Source organism: Altererythrobacter sp. Z27, from assembly GCF_052683155.1.
Genome location: NZ_JBQYMC010000001.1, coordinates 1,630,012 through 1,653,224, shown reverse-complemented (window position 1 = coordinate 1,653,224; position 23,213 = coordinate 1,630,012). Strand labels below are relative to the sequence as shown.

At 63.3% G+C, this 23,213-nt stretch carries 23 protein-coding genes; 12 read left to right on the top strand and 11 right to left on the bottom strand.

All coding sequences use genetic code 11. The annotated features are described in order from the left end of the window. Positions 1–36: 36 nt before the first annotated feature. The 8 genes from groL to ACUJ47_RS08035 form a co-directional block, all read right to left on the bottom strand. Complete coding sequence (groL, locus tag ACUJ47_RS08070; RefSeq protein ID WP_445537893.1) at positions 37–1,674, bottom strand: chaperonin GroEL; 1,638 nt, start codon at positions 1,672–1,674, stop codon at positions 37–39. Between the two features lie 53 nt (positions 1,675–1,727). After that, positions 1,728–2,015: a co-chaperone GroES gene (gene groES / locus ACUJ47_RS08065; protein WP_354143842.1), complete on the bottom strand. Its 288-nt coding sequence runs from the start codon at positions 2,013–2,015 to the stop codon at positions 1,728–1,730. A 146-nt stretch (positions 2,016–2,161) separates the two neighbouring features. Then, entirely contained in the window at positions 2,162–3,568 is a 1,407-nt protein-coding gene (locus ACUJ47_RS08060) for an MATE family efflux transporter (RefSeq protein ID WP_445537892.1), read from the bottom strand. A 187-nt stretch (positions 3,569–3,755) separates the two neighbouring features. Then, a complete protein-coding gene (rplL, locus tag ACUJ47_RS08055; protein ID WP_354143844.1) occupies positions 3,756–4,136 on the bottom strand; it encodes a 50S ribosomal protein L7/L12 in 381 nt (126 codons plus the stop codon). 78 nt (positions 4,137–4,214) lie between these two features. Next, complete coding sequence (gene rplJ, locus ACUJ47_RS08050; protein ID WP_445537891.1) at positions 4,215–4,730, bottom strand: 50S ribosomal protein L10; 516 nt, start codon at positions 4,728–4,730, stop codon at positions 4,215–4,217. Between the two features lie 296 nt (positions 4,731–5,026). Beyond that, positions 5,027–5,251: a helix-turn-helix domain-containing protein gene (locus ACUJ47_RS08045; RefSeq protein WP_445537890.1), complete on the bottom strand. Its 225-nt coding sequence runs from the start codon at positions 5,249–5,251 to the stop codon at positions 5,027–5,029. Next, the gene (locus ACUJ47_RS08040) at positions 5,251–5,787 is read right to left on the bottom strand and encodes a DUF2975 domain-containing protein (RefSeq protein ID WP_445537889.1); all 537 of its coding nucleotides are present in this window, start codon (positions 5,785–5,787) and stop codon (positions 5,251–5,253) included. The genes ACUJ47_RS08045 and ACUJ47_RS08040 overlap by 1 nt, the downstream gene beginning before the upstream one ends. Positions 5,788–5,801: 14 nt before the next feature. After that, entirely contained in the window at positions 5,802–5,930 is a 129-nt protein-coding gene (locus tag ACUJ47_RS08035; protein WP_445537888.1) for a hypothetical protein, read from the bottom strand. Between the two features lie 435 nt (positions 5,931–6,365). Between ACUJ47_RS08035 and rpoB the strand changes: the two genes are divergently transcribed. From rpoB to ACUJ47_RS08015, 4 genes are all read left to right on the top strand, one after another. Then, on the top strand, positions 6,366–10,532 hold the full coding sequence (rpoB, locus tag ACUJ47_RS08030; RefSeq protein ID WP_445537887.1) for a DNA-directed RNA polymerase subunit beta: 4,167 nt from the start codon (positions 6,366–6,368) through the stop codon (positions 10,530–10,532). A 66-nt stretch (positions 10,533–10,598) separates the two neighbouring features. Next, positions 10,599–14,909 (top strand): DNA-directed RNA polymerase subunit beta', encoded by a 4,311-nt coding sequence (gene rpoC, locus ACUJ47_RS08025; protein ID WP_445537886.1) that lies wholly within the window; start codon positions 10,599–10,601, stop codon positions 14,907–14,909. Positions 14,910–15,004: 95 nt separating this feature from the next. Then, a complete protein-coding gene (gene gltX / locus ACUJ47_RS08020; RefSeq protein WP_445537885.1) occupies positions 15,005–16,354 on the top strand; it encodes a glutamate--tRNA ligase in 1,350 nt (449 codons plus the stop codon). Positions 16,355–16,503: 149 nt separating this feature from the next. Continuing rightward, positions 16,504–16,791: a PilZ domain-containing protein gene (locus ACUJ47_RS08015; RefSeq protein WP_445537884.1), complete on the top strand. Its 288-nt coding sequence runs from the start codon at positions 16,504–16,506 to the stop codon at positions 16,789–16,791. Between the two features lie 28 nt (positions 16,792–16,819). Here ACUJ47_RS08015 and pyk read toward each other — a convergent pair whose 3' ends face one another. Next, on the bottom strand, positions 16,820–18,307 hold the full coding sequence (gene pyk / locus ACUJ47_RS08010; protein WP_445537883.1) for a pyruvate kinase: 1,488 nt from the start codon (positions 18,305–18,307) through the stop codon (positions 16,820–16,822). Between the two features lie 48 nt (positions 18,308–18,355). On the opposite strand from pyk, the gene ACUJ47_RS08005 reads away from it, so the two are divergent. The 4 genes from ACUJ47_RS08005 (at position 18,356) to ACUJ47_RS07990 (ending at position 20,218) form a co-directional block, all read left to right on the top strand. Then, on the top strand, positions 18,356–18,670 hold the full coding sequence (locus ACUJ47_RS08005; protein ID WP_445537882.1) for a DUF1244 domain-containing protein: 315 nt from the start codon (positions 18,356–18,358) through the stop codon (positions 18,668–18,670). Positions 18,671–18,752: 82 nt separating this feature from the next. Next, the gene (locus ACUJ47_RS08000) at positions 18,753–18,989 is read left to right on the top strand and encodes a DUF2312 domain-containing protein (protein ID WP_445537881.1); all 237 of its coding nucleotides are present in this window, start codon (positions 18,753–18,755) and stop codon (positions 18,987–18,989) included. A 25-nt stretch (positions 18,990–19,014) separates the two neighbouring features. Then, on the top strand, positions 19,015–19,362 hold the full coding sequence (locus tag ACUJ47_RS07995; protein WP_354143856.1) for a heavy metal-binding domain-containing protein: 348 nt from the start codon (positions 19,015–19,017) through the stop codon (positions 19,360–19,362). A 4-nt stretch (positions 19,363–19,366) separates the two neighbouring features. After that, positions 19,367–20,218 (top strand): alpha/beta fold hydrolase, encoded by an 852-nt coding sequence (locus tag ACUJ47_RS07990; RefSeq protein WP_445537880.1) that lies wholly within the window; start codon positions 19,367–19,369, stop codon positions 20,216–20,218. Positions 20,219–20,227: 9 nt separating this feature from the next. On the opposite strand, the gene ACUJ47_RS07985 is transcribed toward ACUJ47_RS07990, so the two are convergent. Further along, on the bottom strand, positions 20,228–20,839 hold the full coding sequence (locus ACUJ47_RS07985) for a CPBP family glutamic-type intramembrane protease (RefSeq protein WP_445537879.1): 612 nt from the start codon (positions 20,837–20,839) through the stop codon (positions 20,228–20,230). A 194-nt stretch (positions 20,840–21,033) separates the two neighbouring features. Here ACUJ47_RS07985 and ACUJ47_RS07980 point away from each other — a divergent pair, with 194 nt between their 5' ends. The 4 genes from ACUJ47_RS07980 to ACUJ47_RS07965 are packed head-to-tail and all read left to right on the top strand — an operon-like array spanning position 21,034 to position 22,961. Further along, complete coding sequence (locus tag ACUJ47_RS07980) at positions 21,034–21,777, top strand: YebC/PmpR family DNA-binding transcriptional regulator (protein WP_445537878.1); 744 nt, start codon at positions 21,034–21,036, stop codon at positions 21,775–21,777. After that, positions 21,777–22,127 carry a DUF3147 family protein gene (locus ACUJ47_RS07975; RefSeq protein WP_445537877.1) on the top strand — a complete coding sequence of 117 codons (351 nt, stop codon included), beginning with the start codon at positions 21,777–21,779 and terminating at the stop codon, positions 22,125–22,127. Before ACUJ47_RS07980 ends, ACUJ47_RS07975 begins: the two co-directional genes overlap by 1 nt. Before the next feature lie 7 nt (positions 22,128–22,134). Then, positions 22,135–22,608: a crossover junction endodeoxyribonuclease RuvC gene (ruvC, locus tag ACUJ47_RS07970; RefSeq protein ID WP_445537876.1), complete on the top strand. Its 474-nt coding sequence runs from the start codon at positions 22,135–22,137 to the stop codon at positions 22,606–22,608. Positions 22,609–22,616: 8 nt separating this feature from the next. Then, a complete protein-coding gene (locus ACUJ47_RS07965) occupies positions 22,617–22,961 on the top strand; it encodes an arsenate reductase (RefSeq protein WP_445537875.1) in 345 nt (114 codons plus the stop codon). Here ACUJ47_RS07965 and ACUJ47_RS07960 read toward each other — a convergent pair. Next, on the bottom strand, positions 22,958–23,131 hold the full coding sequence (locus ACUJ47_RS07960; RefSeq protein WP_445537874.1) for a hypothetical protein: 174 nt from the start codon (positions 23,129–23,131) through the stop codon (positions 22,958–22,960). The two genes, ACUJ47_RS07965 and ACUJ47_RS07960, sit on opposite strands and share 4 nt — an antisense overlap. Positions 23,132–23,213: the final 82 nt, after the last annotated feature.

Below are 23,213 nucleotides of genomic sequence, written 5' to 3'. Positions count from 1 at the left end.
GCTGGGTAGTGCCCTTCGACAGGGCTCAGGACATGCTTAGAAGCCCATGCCGCCCATGCCGCCCATGTCGGGCATCGCCGGGGCCGGCTTGTCTTCCGGCTTTTCGACGATAGCCGCCTCGGTGGTGATCAGCAGGCCAGCGACCGAGGCCGCGTCCTGCAGCGCAGTGCGCACGACTTTGGTCGGGTCGATTACGCCGGCTTCGACGAGGTTCTCGTACACGTCGGTTGCAGCGTTGAAGCCGAAGGTCTCGTCCTTCGATTCGAGCAGCTTGCCCGAAACCACCGCACCGTCATGGCCGGCGTTTTCAGCAATCTGGCGCACGGGAGCAAGGATCGCCTTGCGCACGATGTCGACGCCGCGGGTCTGGTCTTCATTGGCGCCAGCCAGGCCGTCGAGCGCGCGGGTGGCAAAGAGCAGGGCAGTACCGCCGCCCGGGACGATGCCTTCTTCCACGGCTGCGCGGGTCGCGTGCAGCGCGTCGTCGACGCGGTCCTTGCGTTCCTTCACTTCGACTTCCGAAGCGCCGCCAACCTTGATCACGGCGACACCGCCGGCGAGCTTGGCGAGGCGTTCCTGCAGCTTCTCGCGGTCATAGTCGCTGGTGGTGGTTTCGATCTGGGCGCGGATCTGTTCGACCCGTGCCTTGATGTCGTCCGCCGCACCGGCGCCATCGACGATGGTGGTGTTGTCCTTGTCGATGCTGACGCGCTTGGCTTCGCCGAGCATGCCCACGGTCACGCTTTCGAGCTTGATGCCGAGGTCTTCGCTGACCATTTCACCCTTGGTGAGGATCGCGATGTCCTGCAGCATCGCCTTGCGGCGATCGCCGAAGCCCGGTGCCTTGACCGCTGCAACCTTCAGGCCGCCGCGCAGCTTGTTGACCACGAGAGTCGCCAGCGCTTCGCCTTCGATGTCTTCCGCGATGATCAGCAGCGGACGGCCGCTCTGCACCACGGCTTCGAGGATCGGCAGCATCGGCTGCAGGTTCGACAGCTTCTTTTCGTGGATCAGGATGTAGGGGTTGTCGAGCTCGACGGTCATCTTGTCCGGGTTGGTGATGAAGTACGGGCTCAGGTAACCGCGGTCGAACTGCATGCCTTCGACGACGTCGAGTTCGAACTCGAGGCCCTTGGCTTCCTCGACGGTGATCACGCCTTCCTTGCCGACCTTTTCCATGGCTTCGGCGATCTTCTCGCCGACTTCACGGTCGCCATTGGCCGAGATGATGCCGACCTGGGCGATCTCGTTCGAACCGGCCACTTCCTTGGAACGGCCCTTGAGGTTTGCGACGATCTTTTCGACTGCGAGGTCGATGCCGCGCTTGAGGTCCATCGGGTTCATGCCGGCGGCGACCGACTTCATGCCTTCGGTCACGATCGCCTGCGCCAGAACGGTGGCGGTGGTGGTACCGTCGCCCGCGAGGTCGTTGGTCTTCGAGGCCACTTCGCGCAGCATCTGTGCGCCCATGTTCTCGAACTTGTCCTTCAGCTCGATTTCCTTGGCGACCGAGACACCGTCCTTGGTGATGCGCGGTGCGCCGAAGCTCTTGTCGATCACGACGTTGCGGCCCTTGGGGCCCAGCGTAACCTTCACCGCATTGGCGAGGGTGTTGACGCCGCGCAGAATGCCTTCGCGCGCGTCGCGGCCGAACTTTACGTCCTTGGCTGCCATTGGTGTTTCTCCTGGAATAGAATTGTTGGAAAGGAAGCGCGTGGCTCAGGCGATCAGGAAATGATCCCCATGATGTCGCTTTCCTTCATGATCAGCAGCTCTTCGCCGTCGATCTTGACTTCGGTGCCCGACCACTTGCCGAACAGGATGCGATCGCCGGCCTTGACGTCGAGCGGGATACGCTCGCCATCGTCGTCGCGATTGCCTTCGCCGACGGCGATGACTTCGCCTTCGCTCGGCTTTTCCTTGGCGCTGTCAGGGATGATGATGCCACCGGCCGTCTTTTCTTCGGCTTCGATGCGACGGACCAGAACGCGGTCGTGCAGCGGACGAAATGCCATGTGGATGACCTTTCTTGCTTGAGTGAATATCTGCCTTGGCACTCTCCCCTCGAGAGTGCCAGCGCGGCGCATTTGGGGATGGTTGGCCGGTGAGTCAACACGCGCGGGCGCAAAAATTTTGCACCCGGCCACAGCGTTTCGGCAGGTCAGGCGGTGCGGATCGTCAGGCCCAGCCGCTCGCGCCGCGACCAGCGGCGGGTGAGCAGCCCGGCGGAGAAGACGAGGCCAATCGCTAGCCCGATCCACACCCCGGTCCCTTCGAGCGGAGTATAGAAGCCGAGCCAGATCGCCACGCCATAGCCGGGCACCCAATAGCTGAAGATCGCGATCAGCATCGGCACGCGCGTGTCCTGCACGCCGCGCAGCGCGCCGGCCGCCACCGCCTGCACCCCGTCGAACAGCTGGAACGCCGCAGCCACCACCATGTAGCTCACGGCAAAACCGACCATCGCGGCATTGGCGGGGTCGAGCGGGTCGACATAGATGCGCAGCAGCAATTCGGGCGCAAGGATCATCAGCGCGGCGGTGAAGCACATGAAGCCGCCGCCCATCACGATCCCGACCCAGCCTGCCCGGCCGATCGCCTCGCGGTCGCCCGCGCCGAAATGGTAGCCGACGCGGATCGTCGCGGCCTGGCCGATGCCGAAAGGCACCTGGAAGGCGAGCGCCGCGACTTGCAGCGCGACTGTATGCCCGGCAAGTTCGGATGCGCCGATGCGGCCCATCAGCAGCGCCGCGCCGCTGAAGAGGCCAGCCTCTGCGATGATGATGACCATGACCGGCGAGCCGAGCTTCAGCAGCAGGCGCAGCCGGTCCCATTCGGGGCGCCACCAATTGCCCAGCACCTGATAGCGCCGCAGCCTGCGGTCCGTAGCGATCGCCACGAGGTAGCTCGCGAGGATGAAGAGCGAAGTGACGACGCTGGCCAGCGCCGAGCCCTCAAGCCCCATGGCCGGCGCGCCGAAATGGCCGAACACGAAGGTGTAATTGGCGAGCACGCTGGTGCCCAGCGCCAGCCCGGTGATCGCGGTGGCGAAGACCGGGCGGCCCAGTGCCGAGACGAAATTGCGCAGCACGTTCGCCATGATCATCGGCACCATCGCCCACATGATGATGCGCAGGAAGTCGCCCGCGCGGGACGAGAGATGCGCGTCCTGCCCGGTCGCGAGCATCAGCGCTTCGCCATGCCAGCAGATCGCCATGCCGACGATGCCCGAAGCGAGTGCGAGCCACAGCCCCATCCGCACCGAGCGGCGCACTTCGCGCACGGCATGGCGGCGGCGGCCAAGCTCTTCCGCGATCAGCGCGGCGACAATGCCGGTGAGGCCCGAGAAAGCCCACATCAGCAGGCCGAACAGCGCGATGCCCAGTGCCGAAGCGGCAAGTTCCACTTCGCCCAGCCGCGCGACGAAGATCACATCGACCGCATGCACCAGCATCTGCAACAAGTTGGCAAGCGCCAGCGGCCAGGCGAGCCGGAAGGTCGCGGCAACTTCGCCGCGCCAGCCTTCGCTGCGCAGGGGCAGGGGCTTCAAGGCATGTCCGTCATGCATAGATCGGGTCGCTGCCCGATTTCGGCGGACAGCCGGACCGGATAGGCGCATGGCAGGGGCGGGGAAAGCGCCTTGTTGGCTTGGCCGTAGCAAGCACGCGTGGCTGCGGTTTCCGTGCCACACATGCAAGAAGGGCGGCACCTTGCGGCACCGCCCTTCCGTGAATTCAGCTAGAGCTGAACGAAGCTTACTTCAGCTCGACGGTGCCGCCGGCTGCTTCGATCTTGCCCTTGATGTCTTCGGCTTCGGCCTTGTTCACGCCTTCCTTGAGCGCCTTCGGAGCGCTTTCGACCAGCGCCTTGGCTTCGGTCAGGCCCAGGCCGGTGATGGCGCGGACTTCCTTGATCACCTGGATCTTCTTGCCGCCGTCACCGGTCAGGATGACGTCGAATTCGGTCTTCTCTTCAGCAGCTGCGCCAGCATCGCCACCGCCAGCAGCGGGGCCAGCAACGGCGACGGCAGCAGCGGCGCTAACGCCCCACTCTTCTTCCAGCGCCTTGGCAAGTTCGGCCGCCTCGAGGACGGTCAGCTTCGACAGTTCTTCAACAAGCTTGGCAATATCGGCCATGATGTTTCACTCCAAAAATTCGGCTGGGGCGTCGGTCCATTCCTTGGCCCCGGAAAAAATCGCTGTGTGCGATGAACCTTATGCCGCTTCCTTGGCGCCATAGGCACCAAAGACACGGGCCAGCTTGGCAGCCGGGGCATTGACGACCTGAGCGACCTTAGTCGCCGGGGCGTTGATGAGACCCACGATCTTGCCACGCAGTTCGTCGAGGCTGGGCATCGAGGCGAGTGCCTTGACCCCTGCTTCGTCGAGCACCTGCGTACCCATCGATCCACCGACGATTTCCAGCTTGTCGTTCGACTTTGCGAAATCGACAGCAGCCTTGGCGGCTGCGACCGGGTCGGTCGACCAGGCCAGCGCGGTCGGGCCGTTGAGGAAATCCTCGAGCCCGACGTAGTCGGTGTCCTTCAGGGCGAGCTTGGCGAGACGGTTCTTCGCAACCTTGTAGGACGCACCGGCTTCACGCATCTTCGAGCGCAGTTCGGTGGACTGGGCCACCGTCAGGCCGAGGTTGCGGGTGACAACCACCACGCCGACCTCTTTGAAGACGTCGTTGAGCTGGGCGACCGCATCGGCTTTCTGCGAACGATCCATGCCATACTCCTTCACTATGACCGCATCGGATGGCTCCGCTGCGGCCGGCTACGTTTGTCCATGCCGCCGAAGCGACATGGGCGAGTCCGTGACAAGGGAAGGAGGATGCCGCACAGGCATCGGACAGGCCGCCATGGAGGAGGCCGGAAAATCTCGTTTCCCCGTCTAGGCTGGAAATTAAGACCGGCAAATTCCGGTCACCAACTGTCTCGGACGGACGACCGGCGGAATCGAAGAGACCCGCCAATCGGTGGCGGGCCTCTACGTGTTTTGCGGCTGCTGTCAAGGAAAAGGCGCTAATTCGCCTCATACCCAAGCAGGTCGCCAGGCTGGCATTCGAGCTCGCGGCAGATCGCTTCGAGCGTCGAGAAGCGGATCGCCTTGGCCTTACCGGTCTTGAGGATCGAAAGATTGGCGAGGGTAAGGCCGACGCGATCGGCCAGTTCGGTCAGGGTCATGCGCCGCGCGTGCAGCAGGTCGTCCAGTTTGACCACGATGTTTGCTCCTTCTTCGGCCGGCATCACACGGTCCCTTCCAGGTCTTCGCGCATTGCGGCGCCATGGCGGAACACGCGGGCAAGGATGAACAGCACCAATGCGATCAGTAGGCCGGTGAAGGAAAACTCCACATCGATCTCGAAGGTCTCGGGCTTGAGCTGGTGCGCGATGAAAACCGCAATGGCACCGGTGGGCAGCTTGAGCAGTTCAATGGCCACGGCGATCCAGCCCATCTTGTGCAGCCGTTCCGCGTTTTCGCCGATGAAAGGGTCGCCCTTCCCGACCGTGTCGATCATCTGCCTGAGCAGTCTCAGGAAGATCCAGCCCAGTCCAACCATCACAGCTCCGAGGAGCATCACGCCGACAATTGCGAATGCAATTGTGCCGACGCTGGCAGTCGCAGTGGCGAGCAGTTCATCGGCAATGTGGTTTTGGCTGGCCAGGACAATCGGGCCGCCGACGATCAGGCCCACGAACAGCAGGCCCAAAAGAATCTGGAAGACGCCGGTGAGCAGTCGGGCCGCTTTGAGCAGTCCGTCGTTTTGAAGGGTGTCGGTCATGCTTTCCTCCCTTTCTAGGCCAGCAGCGGCACGGTGCTGGCAGCGGTTAAGGCCGGCGAGACGCTGAACATCGCGGCGAACGAGGCCGAAACGATGAGGACTGCAGCGATCGCTGCGGCGAACTGTGATTGAAAGCGGGTCATTTATCGATCTCCTTGATCCGTGATATTGATAGTCAATAATCCGAGTCGGGCATATTGTCAATCAATAGTATTGAAAAACGATATATCGCTTATCGTTTCGCAAAAAACGGCTCAATCCGGGAGTGGAGCGGGGTGATTTCGCCGGGGCGCGGGGGGTGCGTACGGTTTGACAAAGCGCAGTCGGCTCCCTATTTCGCCACTCCCAGCCCGCTTCGAGCAAGGCCGATTCATGCGCGGGAATCGACCACGGAATGGAAGCGGCGGGTTCCATATTCGCGACGTTTGATGTGCTGCAGCAGCGCGCCGGGGAAGGCGTGTCATTCGCTGCGGCCTTTTCGCGTCCCGGATTTGGAACACCCTACGCGTGATCGATTGAGTTCACGACTGCCGGCCCCATGTGGTGCCGGCCTAACAGATAAAGAGGCGTTCCTCTCCATGGCTACCAAGGCGAAGTCCCCTAAGGCACAGGGCACTGCAAAGAAGCGCATCCGCAAGATCTTCGGCGACATCCACGAAGTGGTGCAGATGCCGAACCTGATCGAGGTTCAGCGCGAAAGCTACGAGCAGTTCCTGCGTTCCGACAAGCAGACCGGTTATGTGTCGGGTCTCGAGAAGACGCTGCGCAGCGTGTTCCCGATCCGCGATTTTGCCGGCACTGCCGAACTCGACTTCGTCCATTACGAGCTGGAAGAGCCCAAGTACGACACGACCGAGTGTCGCCAGCGCGGCATCACCTATGCCGCCCCGATGAAGGTGACGCTGCGCCTGATCGTGTTCGAGGTGGACCAGGAAACCGAAACTCGCTCCGTGCTCGATATCAAGGAGCAGGACGTGTACATGGGCGACATGCCGCTCATGACCGAGAACGGCACCTTCATCATCAACGGCACCGAGCGTGTGATCGTGTCGCAGATGCACCGTTCGCCGGGTGTGCTGTTCGACCATGACCGCGGCAAGACCCACAGCTCGGGCAAGCTGCTGTTCGCTGCACGCGTGATCCCCTATCGCGGTTCGTGGCTCGATTTCGAATTCGACGCCAAGGACATCGTGAACGTCCGCATCGACCGCAAGCGCAAGCTGCCGGTGACCTCGCTGCTTTATGCGCTGGGCCTCGATAGCGAAGACATCCTGCATTACTTCTACCAGACCGTGACCTGGCAGCGCGCCAAGGACGGCTGGAAGATCCCGTTCGTGGCAGAAGCATGGCGCGGCCAGAAGCCGGCTTTCCCGCTGGTCGATGCGAAGACCGGCGAGGAAGTGTTCCCCGCCGGCCAGAAGATCAGCCCGCGTGCCGCCAACAAGGCTGCCAAGGACGGTCTCGAAGAACTGCTGCTGCCGACCGAGGAAATCTTCGGCCGCTATGCCGCCAGCGACATGATCGACGAGAAGACCGGTCGCATCTACATCGAAGCGGGCGACGAAGTTGCGCCTGAAAACCTCGACATGCTCGACAAGGCAGGCATCGACCAGGTCGACCTGCTCGACATCGACGAGGTCAACACAGGCCCGTGGATCCGCAACACACTGAAGGTCGACAAGGCCGAGAACCGCGACGAAGGCCTGGAAGCGATCTACAAGGTCATGCGCCCCGGCGAACCGCCGACGCTTGAAACCGCCGAAGCGCTGTTCGAAGGCCTGTTCTTCGACGGGGAGCGCTACGACCTTTCGGCGGTCGGCCGCGTCAAGCTCAACATGCGCCTCGGCCTCGATGCCGAAGACACCGTCACCACGCTGCGCAAGGAAGACATCCTGGCAGTGGTGAAGGAACTGGTCGGCCTGAAGGACGGCAAGGGCGAAGTCGATGACATCGACAACCTCGGCAACCGCCGCGTCCGCTCGGTCGGCGAACTGCTCGAAAACCAGTACCGCGTCGGCCTGCTGCGCATGGAACGCGCGGTGAAGGAACGCATGAGCTCGGTCGACGTGTCGACCGTGATGCCGAACGACCTGATCAACGCTAAGCCCGCGGTTGCCGCGGTGCGCGAGTTCTTCGGTTCCTCGCAGCTCTCGCAGTTCATGGACCAGACCAACCCGCTGTCGGAAGTCACCCACAAGCGCCGCGTTTCGGCGCTTGGCCCGGGCGGCCTCACCCGCGAGCGCGCCGGCTTCGAAGTCCGCGACGTTCACCCGACGCACTATGGCCGCATCTGCCCGATCGAAACGCCGGAAGGCCCGAACATCGGCCTGATCAACTCGCTCGCGAGCTTCAGCCGCGTCAACAAGTACGGCTTCATCGAAACGCCGTATCGCACCGTTGCCGACGGCAAGGTCACCAGCGAAGTGATCTACCTTTCGGCCATGGAAGAGCAGAAGCACACCGTTGCGCAGGCTTCGGCAGAGCTGAACGATGACGGCAGCTTTGCTGAGGAATTCGTTTCGGCGCGCCAGAACGGCGACTACTTCATGGCTCCGCGCGAACAGATCACGCTGATGGACGTCAGCCCGAAGCAGCTCGTTTCGGTTGCGGCCTCGCTGATCCCGTTCCTTGAAAACGATGACGCCAACCGCGCGCTGATGGGCTCGAACATGCAGCGCCAGGCGGTGCCGCTGGTTCGCGCCGAAGCGCCGTTTGTCGGCACCGGCATGGAAGAAACCGTGGCGCGCGATTCGGGCGCTGCGATCACCGCGACCCGCGGCGGTATCGTCGACCAGGTTGACGCGACCCGCATCGTGATCCGCGCGATCGGCGATGTCGAACCCGGCCAGTCGGGCGTTGACATCTACACGCTGCAGAAGTTCCAGCGCTCGAACCAGAACACCTGCATCAACCAGCGTCCGCTGGTGAAGGTGGGTGACGTGGTCGAGGAAGGCGACATCATCGCTGACGGTCCCTCGACCGATCTCGGCGAACTGGCGCTCGGCAAGAACAGCCTCGTCGCGTTCATGCCGTGGAACGGCTACAATTACGAAGACTCGATCCTGATCTCCGAACGCATCGTGAAGGACGACGTGTTCACGTCGATCCACATCGAGGAATTCGAAGTGATGGCTCGCGACACCAAGCTGGGGCCGGAAGACATCACCCGCGACATCCCGAACGTCGGCGAGGAAGCGCTGCGCAACCTCGACGAAGCGGGCATCGTCTACATCGGCGCCGAAGTGCATCCGGGCGATATCCTGGTCGGCAAGATCACGCCGAAGGGCGAGAGCCCGATGACGCCGGAAGAAAAGCTGCTCCGCGCGATCTTCGGCGAAAAGGCCAGCGACGTGCGCGACACTTCGCTCCGCCTGCCCCCGGGCGTGGCCGGCACGATCGTGGAAGTGCGCGTGTTCAACCGTCACGGCATCGAGATCGACGACCGTACGCGTGCGATCCAGCACGAGGAAATCGAGCGCCTGCGCAAGGACGCGAAAGACGAACGCGCGATCCTCAACCGTGCGACCTACAACCGCCTCAAGGACATGCTGGTCGGCCAGACCGCTTCGGCAGCTCCCAAGGGCGTGAAGAAGGGCGCGGTGATCACCGACGAACTGCTCGAGGAAATCGAACGCCACGAATGGTTCAAGTTCGCGGTGGCCGACGACAACCGCCAGGCCCAGCTCGAAGCGGTCAAGAGCCAGTATGACGAAGCCGCCAAGGGCATCGACGACAAGTTCGAAGACCGCAAGGAGAAGCTCGAACGCGGCGACGAACTCGCTCCGGGCGTGCTCAAGATGGTCAAGGTCTTCGTTGCGGTGAAGCGCAAGCTGCAGCCGGGCGACAAGATGGCCGGCCGCCACGGGAACAAGGGCGTCATCTCGCGGATCCTTCCGCAGGAAGACATGCCTTTCCTCGAAGACGGCACCCCGGTCGACATCGTGCTCAACCCGCTGGGCGTGCCTTCGCGCATGAACGTCGGACAGATCTTCGAAACGCACCTCGGCATGGCCGCGCGCGGCCTCGGCCAGCAGGTTGCCGCGGCGCTTGAGGAATGGCGCGATGCCAACCCCGATCCGCAGGCGGCCAAGCCGCCCAAGGCGGTCCGCGAGAAGCTTGTGGACGTCTATGGCGACACCTACGAATCCGAGATCAAGGCCCGTTCGGATGACGAGATCATCGAACTCGCCGGCAATCTCACCGCCGGTGTCCCGATGGGCACGCCGGTGTTCGACGGTGCGCGCGAAGCGGACGTTTCGGACATGCTTGCCAAGGCCGGGCTCGACACTTCGGGCCAGGTCACGCTCTATGACGGGCGCACCGGCGAGGCGTTCGACCGCAAGGTGACCGTGGGCTACATCTACATGCTGAAGCTCCACCACCTGGTCGACGACAAGATCCACGCCCGTTCGATCGGCCCCTACTCGCTCGTCACCCAGCAGCCGCTGGGCGGCAAGGCGCAGTTCGGCGGCCAGCGCTTCGGTGAAATGGAGGTCTGGGCGCTGCAGGCATATGGCGCTGCCTACACCCTGCAGGAAATGCTCACCGTCAAGTCGGACGACGTGGTCGGCCGTACCAAGGTCTACGAAGCGATCGTCAAGGGCGACGACACCTTCGAAGCGGGCATTCCGGAAAGCTTCAACGTGCTTGTGAAGGAAATGCGCTCGCTCGGCCTCAACGTCGAACTCAAGTCGCTTGGCGAGGATGAGGAAGACCAGGACGAATGGCCGGAGGCGGCGGAATAACAGGAGCGGGCCGAGCCGGCCCCTCCGCTTCCGTCCCGAGATTTCACCCGTAAGGGAACACGAAAAATGAACGAACTGACCAAATTCACCAACCACCTGGCCAAGCCGGAAACCTTCGACCAGATCCAGATCGGCATTGCCTCGCCCGAGCGCATCCGCAGCTGGTCGTTCGGCGAGATCAAGAAGCCGGAAACGATCAACTACCGCACGTTCAAGCCTGAGCGTGACGGGTTGTTCTGCGCGCGCATCTTCGGCCCGGTGAAGGATTACGAGTGCCTGTGCGGCAAGTACAAGCGCATGAAGTACAAGGGCGTCGTCTGCGAAAAGTGCGGCGTGGAAGTGACCGTGACCAAGGTCCGCCGCGAACGCATGGGCCACATCGAACTGGCCGCGCCGGTCGCGCACATCTGGTTCCTCAAGTCGCTGCCTTCGCGCATCGGCCTGCTGCTCGACATGCAGCTCAAGCAGCTTGAGCGGATCCTCTACTTCGAGAACTACGTAGTGATCGAGCCGGGCCTGACTCCGCTCGACAAGTACCAGCTGCTGTCGGAAGACGAGTTGCTCGAATACCAGGACGAGTATGGCGAAGACGCCTTCAGCGCCGGGATCGGCGCCGAAGCGGTCAAGCACATGCTGATGGACCTCGACCTCGAGTCCGAGCGTGAAGCGCTGCTGGAAGAGCTCGCGACCACCAAGTCCGCGCTCAAGCCCAAGAAGATCATCAAGCGCCTCAAGGTCGTCGAAAGCTTCATCGAATCGGGCAACCGCCCCGAATGGATGATCCTCGAAGTGATCCCGGTCATTCCGCCCGAACTGCGCCCGCTGGTGCCGCTGGACGGTGGCCGCTTCGCGACGTCGGACCTCAACGACCTCTATCGCCGCGTGATCAACCGCAACAACCGCCTGAAGCGCCTGATCGAACTGCGCGCGCCCGACATCATCGTGCGCAACGAAAAGCGCATGCTGCAGGAAGCCGTTGACGCGCTGTTCGACAACGGTCGCCGCGGCCGCGTGATCACCGGCGCCAACAAGCGCCCGCTCAAGTCGCTCAGCGACATGCTCAAGGGCAAGCAAGGCCGTTTCCGCCAGAACCTGCTCGGCAAGCGCGTCGACTATTCGGGCCGTTCGGTGATCGTGACCGGTCCCGAACTCAAGCTGCACCAGTGCGGCCTGCCGAAGAAGATGGCGCTCGAACTGTTCAAGCCGTTCATCTACGCGCGCCTCGACGCCAAGGGTCTTTCGATGACCCTGAAGCAGGCGAAGAAGTGGGTCGAAAAGGAACGCAAGGAAGTCTGGGACATCCTGGATGAAGTGATCCGCGAGCATCCGGTGCTGCTCAACCGCGCGCCGACGCTCCACCGCCTCGGCATCCAGGCGTTCGAGCCCGTGCTGATCGAAGGCAAGGCGATCCAGCTCCACCCGCTGGTCTGCGCCGCCTTCAACGCCGACTTCGACGGTGACCAGATGGCCGTGCACGTCCCGCTGAGCCTCGAGGCGCAGTTGGAAGCGCGCGTGCTCATGATGAGCACCAACAACATCCTCTCGCCCGCCAACGGCAAGCCGATCATCGTGCCTTCGCAGGACATGGTGCTGGGCCTCTATTACCTGTCGATGGAACGCCAGGAAAAGACGCCTGAGTTCATCGAGGAAAAGGGCGGCGAGAAGGTCGAAAAGCTGCAGCGCTTCTCAGACATGGCCGAAGTGCACCAGGCGCTCGAGGTCAAGTCGGTCACGCTGCACACCCGCATCATCGCGCGCGTGCCGCAGGCGGACGAGAAGGGCAATGTGTCGATGCAGCGCTTCGTCACCACGCCGGGCCGCATGCTGATCGGCGAATGCCTGCCGAAGAACCACAAGGTTCCGTTCGACATCGTCAACCGCCTTCTCACCAAGAAGGACATCGGCGACGTGATCGACGAGGTCTATCGCCACACCGGCCAGAAGGACACCGTGCTGTTCGCCGACGCCATCATGGCGCTGGGCTTCCGCCACGCGTTCCGCGCCGGCATCTCCTTCGGCAAGGATGACATGATCATCCCGATCGAGAAGGTGGATCTGGTCGAGCAGACCAAGGCGCTGGTCGCTGACTATGAACAGCAGTACCAGGACGGCCTGATCACCCAGCAGGAAAAGTACAACAAGGTGATCGACGCCTGGAGCCGCTGCGGCGACCAGGTGGCGGACGCCATGATGGACAAGATCAAGGCCCGCCCGATCGGCGACGACGGCAAGGAAGCGCAGATCAACTCGATCTACATGATGAGCCACTCGGGTGCGCGCGGTTCGCCGGCGCAGATGAAGCAGCTCGCCGGCATGCGCGGCCTGATGGCCAAGCCTTCGGGCGAGATCATCGAAACGCCGATCATCTCGAACTTCAAGGAAGGCCTGACCGTCCTTGAATACTTCAACTCGACCCACGGCGCCCGCAAGGGCCTGGCCGACACCGCGCTCAAGACGGCGAATTCGGGCTACCTGACCCGCCGCCTGGTCGACGTGTCGCAGGACTGCGTGATCGTCGAAATCGATTGCGGCACCGAGAACGCGCTCGAAATGCGCGCCATCGTGCAGGGTGGTTCGGTGATCGCTTCGCTCGGCGAACGTATCCTCGGCCGCACCGTGGCCGAAGACCTCGTCAATGCGAAGACCGGTGAAGTCATCGTCAAGGCCGGCACTCTGCTCGACGAGCCGATGGTCAAGTCGATCGAGGAAGCCGAAGTGCAGTCGGCCAAGATCCGCTCGCCGCTGATCTGCGAAGCCGAACAGGGCGTGTGCGCGACCTGCTATGGCCGCGACCTCGCTCGCGGTACTCCGGTCAACATCGGCGAGGCTGTCGGCGTGATCGCCGCGCAGTCGATCGGTGAACCGGGCACGCAGCTGACCATGCGTACCTTCCACATCGGCGGTGCTGCGCAGCTGAACGAAACTTCGCACCTCGAAGCGATTTCGGACGGCACCGTGGTCTATCGCGACATGCCGACCATCACCGACAAGCGCGGCCGGATTCTCTCGCTCGCCCGCAATGGCGAGATCGCGGTGATCGACGCCGAAGGGCGCGAGCGCGAAATCCACAAGGTACCTTACGGCACCGTGCTGATGCACAAGGATGGCGGCAAGGTGAAGGAAGGCGATCGCCTGGCCGAATGGGATCCGTTCACTCTGCCGATCATCACCGAAACCTCGGGCATCGTGAAGTACCAGGACTTGGTCGAAGGTACGACGCTGGAAGAGCGGGTCGACGAAGCGACTGGCATCGCCCAGCGCGTCGTCACCGAAAACCGTGCGATCGGCCGCAAGAAGAAGGAAGACCTGCGTCCGCGCCTTACTCTGCTCGGCGAAGGCTCGGTCAGTTCGGGGGCAAAGAAGGGCGAGGAAACCGAAGCACAGCGCTACATGCTGGCTCCGGGCACCACGCTCTCGGTCGAAGACGGCCAGGAAGTGCAGGCGGGTGACATCCTTGCCCGTGCTTCGCGTGAAGCCGCCAAGACGCGCGACATCACCGGCGGTCTGCCGCGTGTTGCCGAGCTGTTCGAAGCGCGCCTGCCCAAGGACAATGCGATCATCGCCAAGATTTCGGGCAAGATCGAATTCGTCCGCGAGTACAAGGCGAAGCGCAAGATAGCGATCGTGCCGGAGGAAGGGGATGCAGTGGAATACCTGATCCCCAAGACCAAGGTGATCGATGTGCAGGAAGGCGACTATGTGAAGAAGGGCGATACGCTCATCTCCGGTTCGCCCAACCCGCATGACATCCTGGAAGTGCTCGGCGTGGAAGCGCTGGCCGAATATCTCGTCAACGAGATCCAGGAAGTCTATCGCTTGCAGGGCGTGAAGATCAACGACAAGCACATCGAGGTGATCGTTCGCCAGATGCTGCAGAAGGTCGAGATCACCGACGGTGGCGACACCACCCTGCTGCCGGGCGAACAGGTCGACCTCGAAGAGATGAATGCGATCAACGCGAAGCTGGCCAAGGGCAAGCTGCCGGCCACCGGCAATCCGGTGCTGCTGGGCATCACCAAGGCCTCTCTCCAGACCCGCAGTTTCATCTCGGCCGCGTCGTTCCAGGAAACCACCCGCGTGCTCACGCAGGCGGCGGTCGAAGGCAAGAAGGACACGCTGATCGGTCTCAAGGAGAACGTGATCGTGGGCCGCCTGATCCCTGCCGGTACCGGCGCGGGCATGAACCGCATGCGCGTCACCGCTTCGAGCCGCGACGCGGCCCTGCGCGCAGCGTGGAAGAAGCAGCAGGATGCGCTCACCGCGTCCGGCCAGTCGGAGCCTGAGCCCGAAGCCGACGCCATTCCTTCGGAAGAAGCGATGAAGGCGGCGATGGCAGCGATGGCGCCTGCGGCACCTGCGGAAGGCGGCGAAGAGTAATCTTCGCCCGGCCTTTCGACTGACGAACAGGAGCCCCGCTGGAGCGATCCGGCGGGGCTTCGTTTTTCCGAACAATCCGGCTAACGGCTCCTGCCATGACAACAACCCGCTTCGCGCCCTCTCCAACCGGCCGGCTGCATGTCGGCAATATTCGCACCGCGCTCCATAACTGGATGCTCGCGAAGAAGCATGGCGGGCGCTTCCTGCTGCGGATCGACGACACCGATGCCGAGCGTTCGCGCGAGGAATATGTCGAGGCGATCCGTGCCGATCTCGCCTGGCTCGGGATCGAACCCGATGGAGAAGAGCGCCAGTCGGCACGGCTCGATCGCTACGAGGCGGCGTTTGCGGTGCTGAAGGCCGCAGGCCGGGTCTATCCCTGTTATGAGACCGCGCAGGAGCTCGACCTCAAGCGCAAGGTGCTGCTGGGGCGCGGCCTGCCGCCGATCTACGACCGCGGTGCTCTGGAACTGAGCGACGCGCAGCGCGCAGCCAAGGAAGCCGAAGGCATCGCCGCGCACTGGCGCTTCAAGCTTAATCATGACGAACCGATCGAATGGACTGACGGCATCCGCGGCGCGCAGAAATTCGACGCTGCTCAGCTGTCCGATCCGGTTGTGCGCCGCGCCGACGGAAGCTGGCTCTACATGCTTCCTTCGGCGGTCGACGATGTCGACATGGACGTGACCCATGTGCTTCGCGGCGAAGACCATGTCTCAAACACAGCCGTTCAGATTCAGATCTTTACCGCACTTTATGCTGCAGGTTTTGCCGCAGCAAAACCGCTGCCCGAATTTGCGCATGAAGCGCTGCTGGTGGGCAATGAAGGCAAACTCTCGAAGCGGCTTGGATCGCTCGGCTGCGATGCCTTTCGCGAGAAGGGGATAGAGCCCGAAGCGCTCATCGCCTTGCTTGCGCGGCTGGGCACGGCGCAGCCGGTCGAGCCGATCGCGGACCGTGCGAAACTGATCGAGAGCTTCGACCTTTCGACCTTCGGCCGCGCCCCGGCCCGGTTCGACGATGCCGAACTCGAGCGGCTCAACACCGCGATCGTCCACCAGATGGAATTCGATACTGTCAAAGATCGCCTACCCGCCGGAATGGACGAGGCGGGCTGGCATGCGGTGAGGCCGAACCTGTCCACCGTGCATGAGGCCATCGAGCTGTGGCGGCTCGTTACTGGTCCGATCGACCAGGTCGAATTCTCTGCCGAGGATCGCGCTTACCTCGCCGAGGCCGCGCGCCAGCTCCATTGGGGCGAGGACCCGTGGCATGCGCTCACCGCAGCGCTCAAGGACAGCACCGGGCGCAAGGGCAAGCTGCTGTTCTTGCCGCTGCGGCAGGCGTTCACCGGCATGGATCATGGGCCGGACATGGGCGAATTGCTGCCGCTGATCGGCGAGGCCGAAGCGCGCGCCCGGCTGGAAAAGGCCGCGCACGGTTGATTGCCAGCGGGCCGCACGGCCCAATCTTCACCTCCGCGAAACGCTCTTTGTTAACCAATTAGAGGGCATGATCGTCATCGGATTGGCAATTGCGTTGCGTTACTCCGGGCAAAGCAATTCAGCGTGTTTGAAGCTAAGGGAACCTTGCGATGGAGCGCAGACAGAACGATCGCTTTGCTGCGAACTACAGTGCCGAAGTGCGCTATCGTTCGGGCATGAAGCTCCAGCTGCCGGTGCTCGACATCAGCCTGGGCGGCTGCATGGTCGATGCGCGTTCGTGGTCGATCCGCCCCGGCGAAGCGGTGTCGGTCAAGCTGCCCGGCCTGGGATTCCAGCCAGCCGAAGTGATCTGGATCGAAGACCAGCGCGCCGGGATCGCGTTCGAAGAGCCGCTCTACGAGCCGACGCTCGAACATCTCAGCCGCCTCGCGGCCTGAACCCTACGAAATTTCGAGTGCGCGCGGGTTAGGTGCCGTGCTTGTCCAGCTCGTCGCCGGTCAGCGTCACGACATGCAGCAGGTTGGTCGCGCCCGGAGTGCCGAATGGGACACCGGCCAGCGCGATCAGCTTGCTGCCCGCCTTGCCGTAACCATGGCGCAGCGCCATCCGTTTGCCCTTGGCGATCATCTCTTCGAAGCTGCCGATATCCTTGGTCACCACCGCATGCGCGCCCCACAGCAGCGCCACGCGCCGGGCGGTCTTGCTCGATGGCGTCAGCACCAGCATTGGCGTGTCGGGCCGCTCGCGCGCGACGCGGCGCGCGGTCGAACCCGATGAGGTGAACACAGTGATCGCGCTGATCGAAACCGTGTCGGCGATCGTCATGCAAGCATGGCTGAGTGCGTCGGCGGTGGTGGCATCGGGCGGTGTATCGAGGAAGCGCACGCGCGCGCGATAGTCTTCGCTGCGCTCGACCTGCGTCGCGATCTTGTCCATCATCGACACCGATTCCTCGGGCCATTCGCCCGCCGCGCTTTCGGCGCTCAGCATCACTGCATCCGCCCCGTCGTAAACGGCATTCGCGACGTCGGACACTTCGGCGCGGGTCGGCGTCGGGTTCTCGATCATCGATTCGAGCATCTGCGTCGCCACGATCACCGGCTTGCCTTCGGTGCGCGCTGCGTTGACGATCTTCTTCTGCAGCGGCGGAACCTCATAGGGCTCGAGCTCGACCCCCAGGTCGCCGCGCGCCACCATGATCCCGTCGGACATCTCGATGATCTCGTGCAGGCGGCGGATCGCCATCGGCTTTTCGATCTTGGCGCAAAGCGCGGCCCTGCCACCGATCAGCTTGCGCGCTTCGGCAAGGTCTTCGGGGCGCTGGACGAAGCTGAGGCCGATCCAGTCGACGCCCTGGTCCACCGCGAAATCGAGATCGCGGCGATCCTTTTCGGTCAGCGCCGGGATCGGCACTTCGGCATCGGGCACGTTGACGCCCTTGCGGTCCGAAATCACTCCGCCGACCTCGGCCGAACACAGGATTTCGTCTTCGCTCGCGCGGATCACCTTGAGCCGGATCTTGCCGTCATTGATCAACAGCCGCTGGCCCTTTTCCAGGATGCCGAACAATTCGGGATGCGGCAGGCACACGCGCGTTTCGTCGCCCGGCTCGGGATTTCGGTCGAGCGTGAAATGGCCCGAATGGCGGATCACTGCCTGCCCGTCCTTGAAAGTGCCGACGCGCAGCTTCGGCCCCTGCAAATCGGCCAGGATGGCGATCGGGCGGCCGTATTTCTTCTCGAGCGCGCGGATCGCCTTGATCGTGCCGCCATGCACCGAATGCTCGCCATGGCTCATGTTGACACGGAACGCGTCGGCCCCGGCCTTGAACAGCCGGTCGAGCATATCGGGTGAGTTGCTCGCCGGACCCACGGTGGCGAGAATCTTGACCTTGCGACCGCGCGGGTCGACCTTGCGGGCGGCGATGGTACTGGCAGTTTCGCGTCTCGACATGGCGCGATGCTATGGCACAGCTGTGTTGCAACTCAAGGAATAGTCTCAATGGATACGAATGCGCCCGATCCGCTCGACGATCTGGACGATCGCGTCGCCGCTGCGGCTTTTCGCCGGCTGGTGCGCCATCTGCGCCACCGACACGATGCGCAGAATATCGAGCTGATGGGGCTGGCGGGGTTTTGCCGCAATTGCCTGGCCGACTGGATCCGCGACGCAGGCTACGCTGGCGACAAGGGTGCCGCGCGCGAACTCATCCACGGCATGCCGATGGACGAGTGGAAAGCGAAGCACCAGCGCGAGGCGACGCCCGAGCAGCTGGCAGCGATGGAGGCGAGCCTGGCAAGAAACGCACAGCAATAATCGCCGCAGCGGGTTCACGCCCCGCAACCGGCTGGCTATCGACCACCCAACCGATTCTCAATTCACCGGAGCTAATACAATCATGGCCGAAGCCACCGACGACCGCCTGCGCCTGCTGATCGAGCGTATCGAACGCCTCGAGGAAGAGAAGAAGGGCATCGCCGACGATATCCGCGACGTCTATTCCGAAGCCAAGGCGGTCGGCTATGACACCAAGATCATGCGCCAGATCGTGCGCCTGCGCAAAATGAAGCCCGACGATCGCGCCGAAATGGAAATGGTGCTCGATACCTACAAGGCGGCGCTCGGGCTCGCCTGATCCGAAACGTAACGGGAGATAAAGCATGGCCGGACCCTGGAAGGACGCTCGCGGGATCATCGTCACCACCACGCCCACGATCGAAGGGCAGCCGATCCAGCAATATCTCGGCATCGTGACCGGCGAAGTGATCGTGGGCGCGAACATCTTCCGCGACCTGTTCGCCAATATCCGCGACATCGTGGGCGGCCGTTCGGGCAGCTATGAGCGCATCCTGGCCGAAGCGCGCGAACAGGCGATCCAGGAACTGCAGGCCGAATGCGGCGCGCGCGGCGGCAACGCCGTTGTCGGCGTCGATCTCGACTATGAAGTGATCGGCGACACCGGTTCGATGCTGATGGTCAGCGCCAGCGGCACCGCGGTCAGGATCTGATCGCTTGACCGAGCCGACGCCCCGCAAGTTCACCGCTTCCGACGGCCTTGCGCTGGCCGGCGATATCGGCGGGCCCGAAGGCGCGCCGCTGGTGCTACTGATGCATGGCGGCGGGCAGACGCGGCACAGTTGGGCGGGGGCGATGCGCGCGCTCATTGCGGCGGGTTACCGAGTGGTCAATCTCGACGCTCGCGGCCACGGCGAAAGTGAATGGTCTGACGCGCGGGCCTATACGATCAACGACCGGATCAAGGACATTCACGCTGTGGTCGACGGTTGCGGCACGCCCTTCGCGCTGGTCGGCGCGTCGATGGGCGGGCTCACTTCGATCCATGCGGTGGGGCAGGGGCTGGCGCCCGCAGCGCTGGTGCTGGTCGATATCGTGCCCGACATGGAGCCCAAGGGGGTCGAACGCATCGTCGGCTTCATGAATGCGCATCACGGCGGTTTTGCCTCGCTCGACGAAGCGGCCGATGCCGTCGCCGCCTATTACCCCGAACGGCCGCGCCCCAAAGACCCCAGCGGGCTGATGAAGAATTTGCGGCTGCGCGATGACGGGCGCCTTTACTGGCATTGGGACCCGGTGATGTTCCAGGTCGAAGACCCGAGCCAGTTCCGCGAGCCGCTCGCGCGTTCGACCGAAAAGCTGGGCCAGCGCGCCGAAGTGCCTGTGCTGGTGGTGCGCGGCAAGCTGAGCGACATCGTGTCGGATTCGAGCATCGCGTCGTTCCGCGCCAAGGTGCCGCATGCCGAATGCGTCGACGTGAGCGAAGCGGGGCATATGGTGGCGGGCGACAAGAACGACGCCTTCAATGCGGCGGTGATCGGCTTCCTGACCGCTCACATGCCGGTTTAGCGCCGGGCATCAGGCTTCGAAACCGGCCGCCAGCGCCACGATCCCCAGGATCAGCCCGTTGTGCGCCGCGTGGAGCAGGATGCAGCTCCAAAACCCGTAATTGACCCGCAGATAGGCGAGGATCGTGCCCAGCACGAATTGCGGCAGCACCAGCGGCAGCAGGATCGCAAGGCTGCCTTCCTCGTAATTGAGCAGATGGATCGAAGCGAAGCCCAGCGAGCTGAGCCAGAACAGCAGTGGGAAGATCGCGCGGAACCAGCGATAGGGCGCTCGATCGCGAAGCAGGTAGATCGCCGCCGCGGCGGTCGCCACGCTCAGCACCGCGATCCAGAAGATCGGATTGAGCTGCTCGAATGTCTGTGCATGGGTAACAACCCATTGCATCCCGAGCAGGCCAACAAACAGGATCGCCGTGCTCCAGACCACGCTTGGCCTGCCTGACAGCCACCCCCGAAAGACGATCTCCTCAGCGATTGGTGCCACCACCACCACCATCAGCGCCAGCTGCAGGTTTATGTCGAGCCCGGCCAGTGCGGTTTCGGGCAGATCGACGCCCACCACCAGCGCCGCGATTGCCGCCGAAACCAGCACCAGCATGATGCTGAGGTCCAGCACCAGCATGCGCCCCAAGGCGCGCAATCCGGGCGCTCCGATCGGTGCGGCACGCTCCGGCAAAACAGGGCGCTTTACGAAAGCGAGATAGTTCTTCCACTCCGCGCGAGCATCAGGAAGCGCGGGAAGGCTTGTGGTTTCACCAATCATGCGGCTAATGCGACCCCCGATTCCCACCATCCAGATTTTCGAAGTGAAAACCCATGGCAGGCCATTCCAAATTCAAGAACATCATGCATCGCAAGGGCGCGCAGGACAAGAAGCGCTCGGCGATGTTCTCCAAGCTTTCGCGTGAAATCACCGTCGCGGCCAAGATGGGCATGCCCGATCCGGACATGAACCCGCGCCTGCGGCTGGCGGTCAACGCGGCCAAGGCGCAGTCCATGCCCAAGGACAATATCCAGCGCGCGATCGACAAGGCCAGCATGGCCGGCGGCGAGGACTACGAGGAAGTGCGCTACGAGGGCTACGGCCCCGGCGGCGTCGCGCTGATCGTCGAGGCACTGACCGACAATCGCAACCGCACCGCCACCAATGTGCGCACCGCCTTCAGCAAGAACGGCGGAAACCTCGGCAGCGAAGGCTCGGTCCAGCACGGGTTCGAGCGCAAGGGGCTGATCGAATATCCCGCCAGCGCGGGCGATGAGGAAAAGGTGCTCGAAGCCGCGATCGAAGCGGGCGCGGACGATGTCGAAAGCTCGGACGACGGCCACACGATCTGGACCGCTTCGGACGATCTCCATGCAGTCGCCACCGCGCTCGAAGGCGTGCTGGGCGAGGCTGAGAACGTCAAGCTGGCGTGGAAACCCAACATCACTGTCGCGATGGACGAGGCAGGCGCCACGACCTTGCTCAAGCTGGTCGACACGCTTGACGATGACGACGACGTCCAGACCGTGTGGGGCAATTACGAGATCAGCGACGAGATCATGGAGAAGTTGGGCTGATGTGGGCTTTTGTCGCGAAGGCGCTGCTGGCCGGCGTGATGATCGCGGCGATTGCGGAAGTCGGACGGCGGCTTCCAACCATGGCGGCGCTGATCGCGTCGCTTCCCTTGGTCTCGATCCTGGGAATGATCTTCCTGTGGCACGCGCGGCCCGACGCGGAGAACATGGCGGTGCATGCGCAATCGACCTTCTGGTTCGTGCTGCCGAGCTTGCCGATGTTCCTGCTGATACCGATGATGCTGCGGCAGGGCTTCAGCTTCTGGGTGGCACTCGCGGCCGGATGTGCGCTTACGCTGGTGCTCTATCTGGCAATGGTGCAGTTCGGGCCGCGCATCGGCATCAGGTTCTGACCGCACTGTGATCATCCTTGGCCTCGACCCTTCGCTCAGTTGCACCGGATGGGGCGCGGTGCGGGCCGAAGGTTCGCGCATCGCGCATGTCGCCAATGGCGAAGTGAAGACCGATGCCAAGGCGCCGATAGCCGAGCGCCTGCATCATTTGCACGACGCGATCCGTGCGGTGATCGCGACCTACGCGCCCGATCGTGCCGCGGCGGAAGAGATATTCCTCAACAAGAACCCGCAATCGACGCTCAAGCTGGCGCAAGCGCGCGGGGCGGTGCTGGCAGCCTGCGCGGCGGGCGGGCTGCTGGTGAACGAGCATGCCGCGCGGCTGGTCAAGAAATCGGTGGTCGGCACCGGCGGTGCGGACAAGGCGCAGGTCCAGGCGATGCTCAAGGTGCTGCTGCCGGGAGCGCAGATCGCCGGGGCCGATGCCGCCGACGCGCTGGCCGTGGCGATTGCGGACGCGCATCTGGTCCCCAGGGCATAGGAGAGAAAATGGCCATCGAGTTTTACGGCATCCCCAATTGCGACACGGTGAAGAAGGCGCGCGTGTGGCTCGAAGCGAAGGGGCTCGCCTACACATTCCACGATTTCAAGAAGGAAGGCGCCGATCCCGCGCGCGTGGCCAGCTGGGTGGAGGCAAAGGGCCTCGACACGGTGCTGAACCGGCGCGGCACCACATTTCGCAAGCTTTCAGATGCCGAAAAGGCCGCGATCGACGCGGGCGATGCTGTGCGGGTGATGGTGGAACAGCCTTCGCTGATCAAGCGGCCGGTGGTCGAGCATCAGGGCGCGATCCTGGTCGGTTTCAAGGAAAGCGAGTGGGACGCGAGTTTCTAGGTCGCGTCGGCGCCCCAGTCGCCACCTTCGATTTGCGTGCGACCGCTCATGTTGCCGGCCTGCTTGTTGGCGGCACCCAAAATGTCATCCTTGATCGCCATTACGTCATAGCCGGCCCCCCACAGGCCGATAATGACGATCAGAGTAGCCAGGAGCAGCTTCTTGAACATAGCCAGCGAATGTAGCGCGATCAGCCCTAACCACAGGTTAAATTCGTGCCTGACCAGCCTGTTTACCCTGATCGGCCTCACG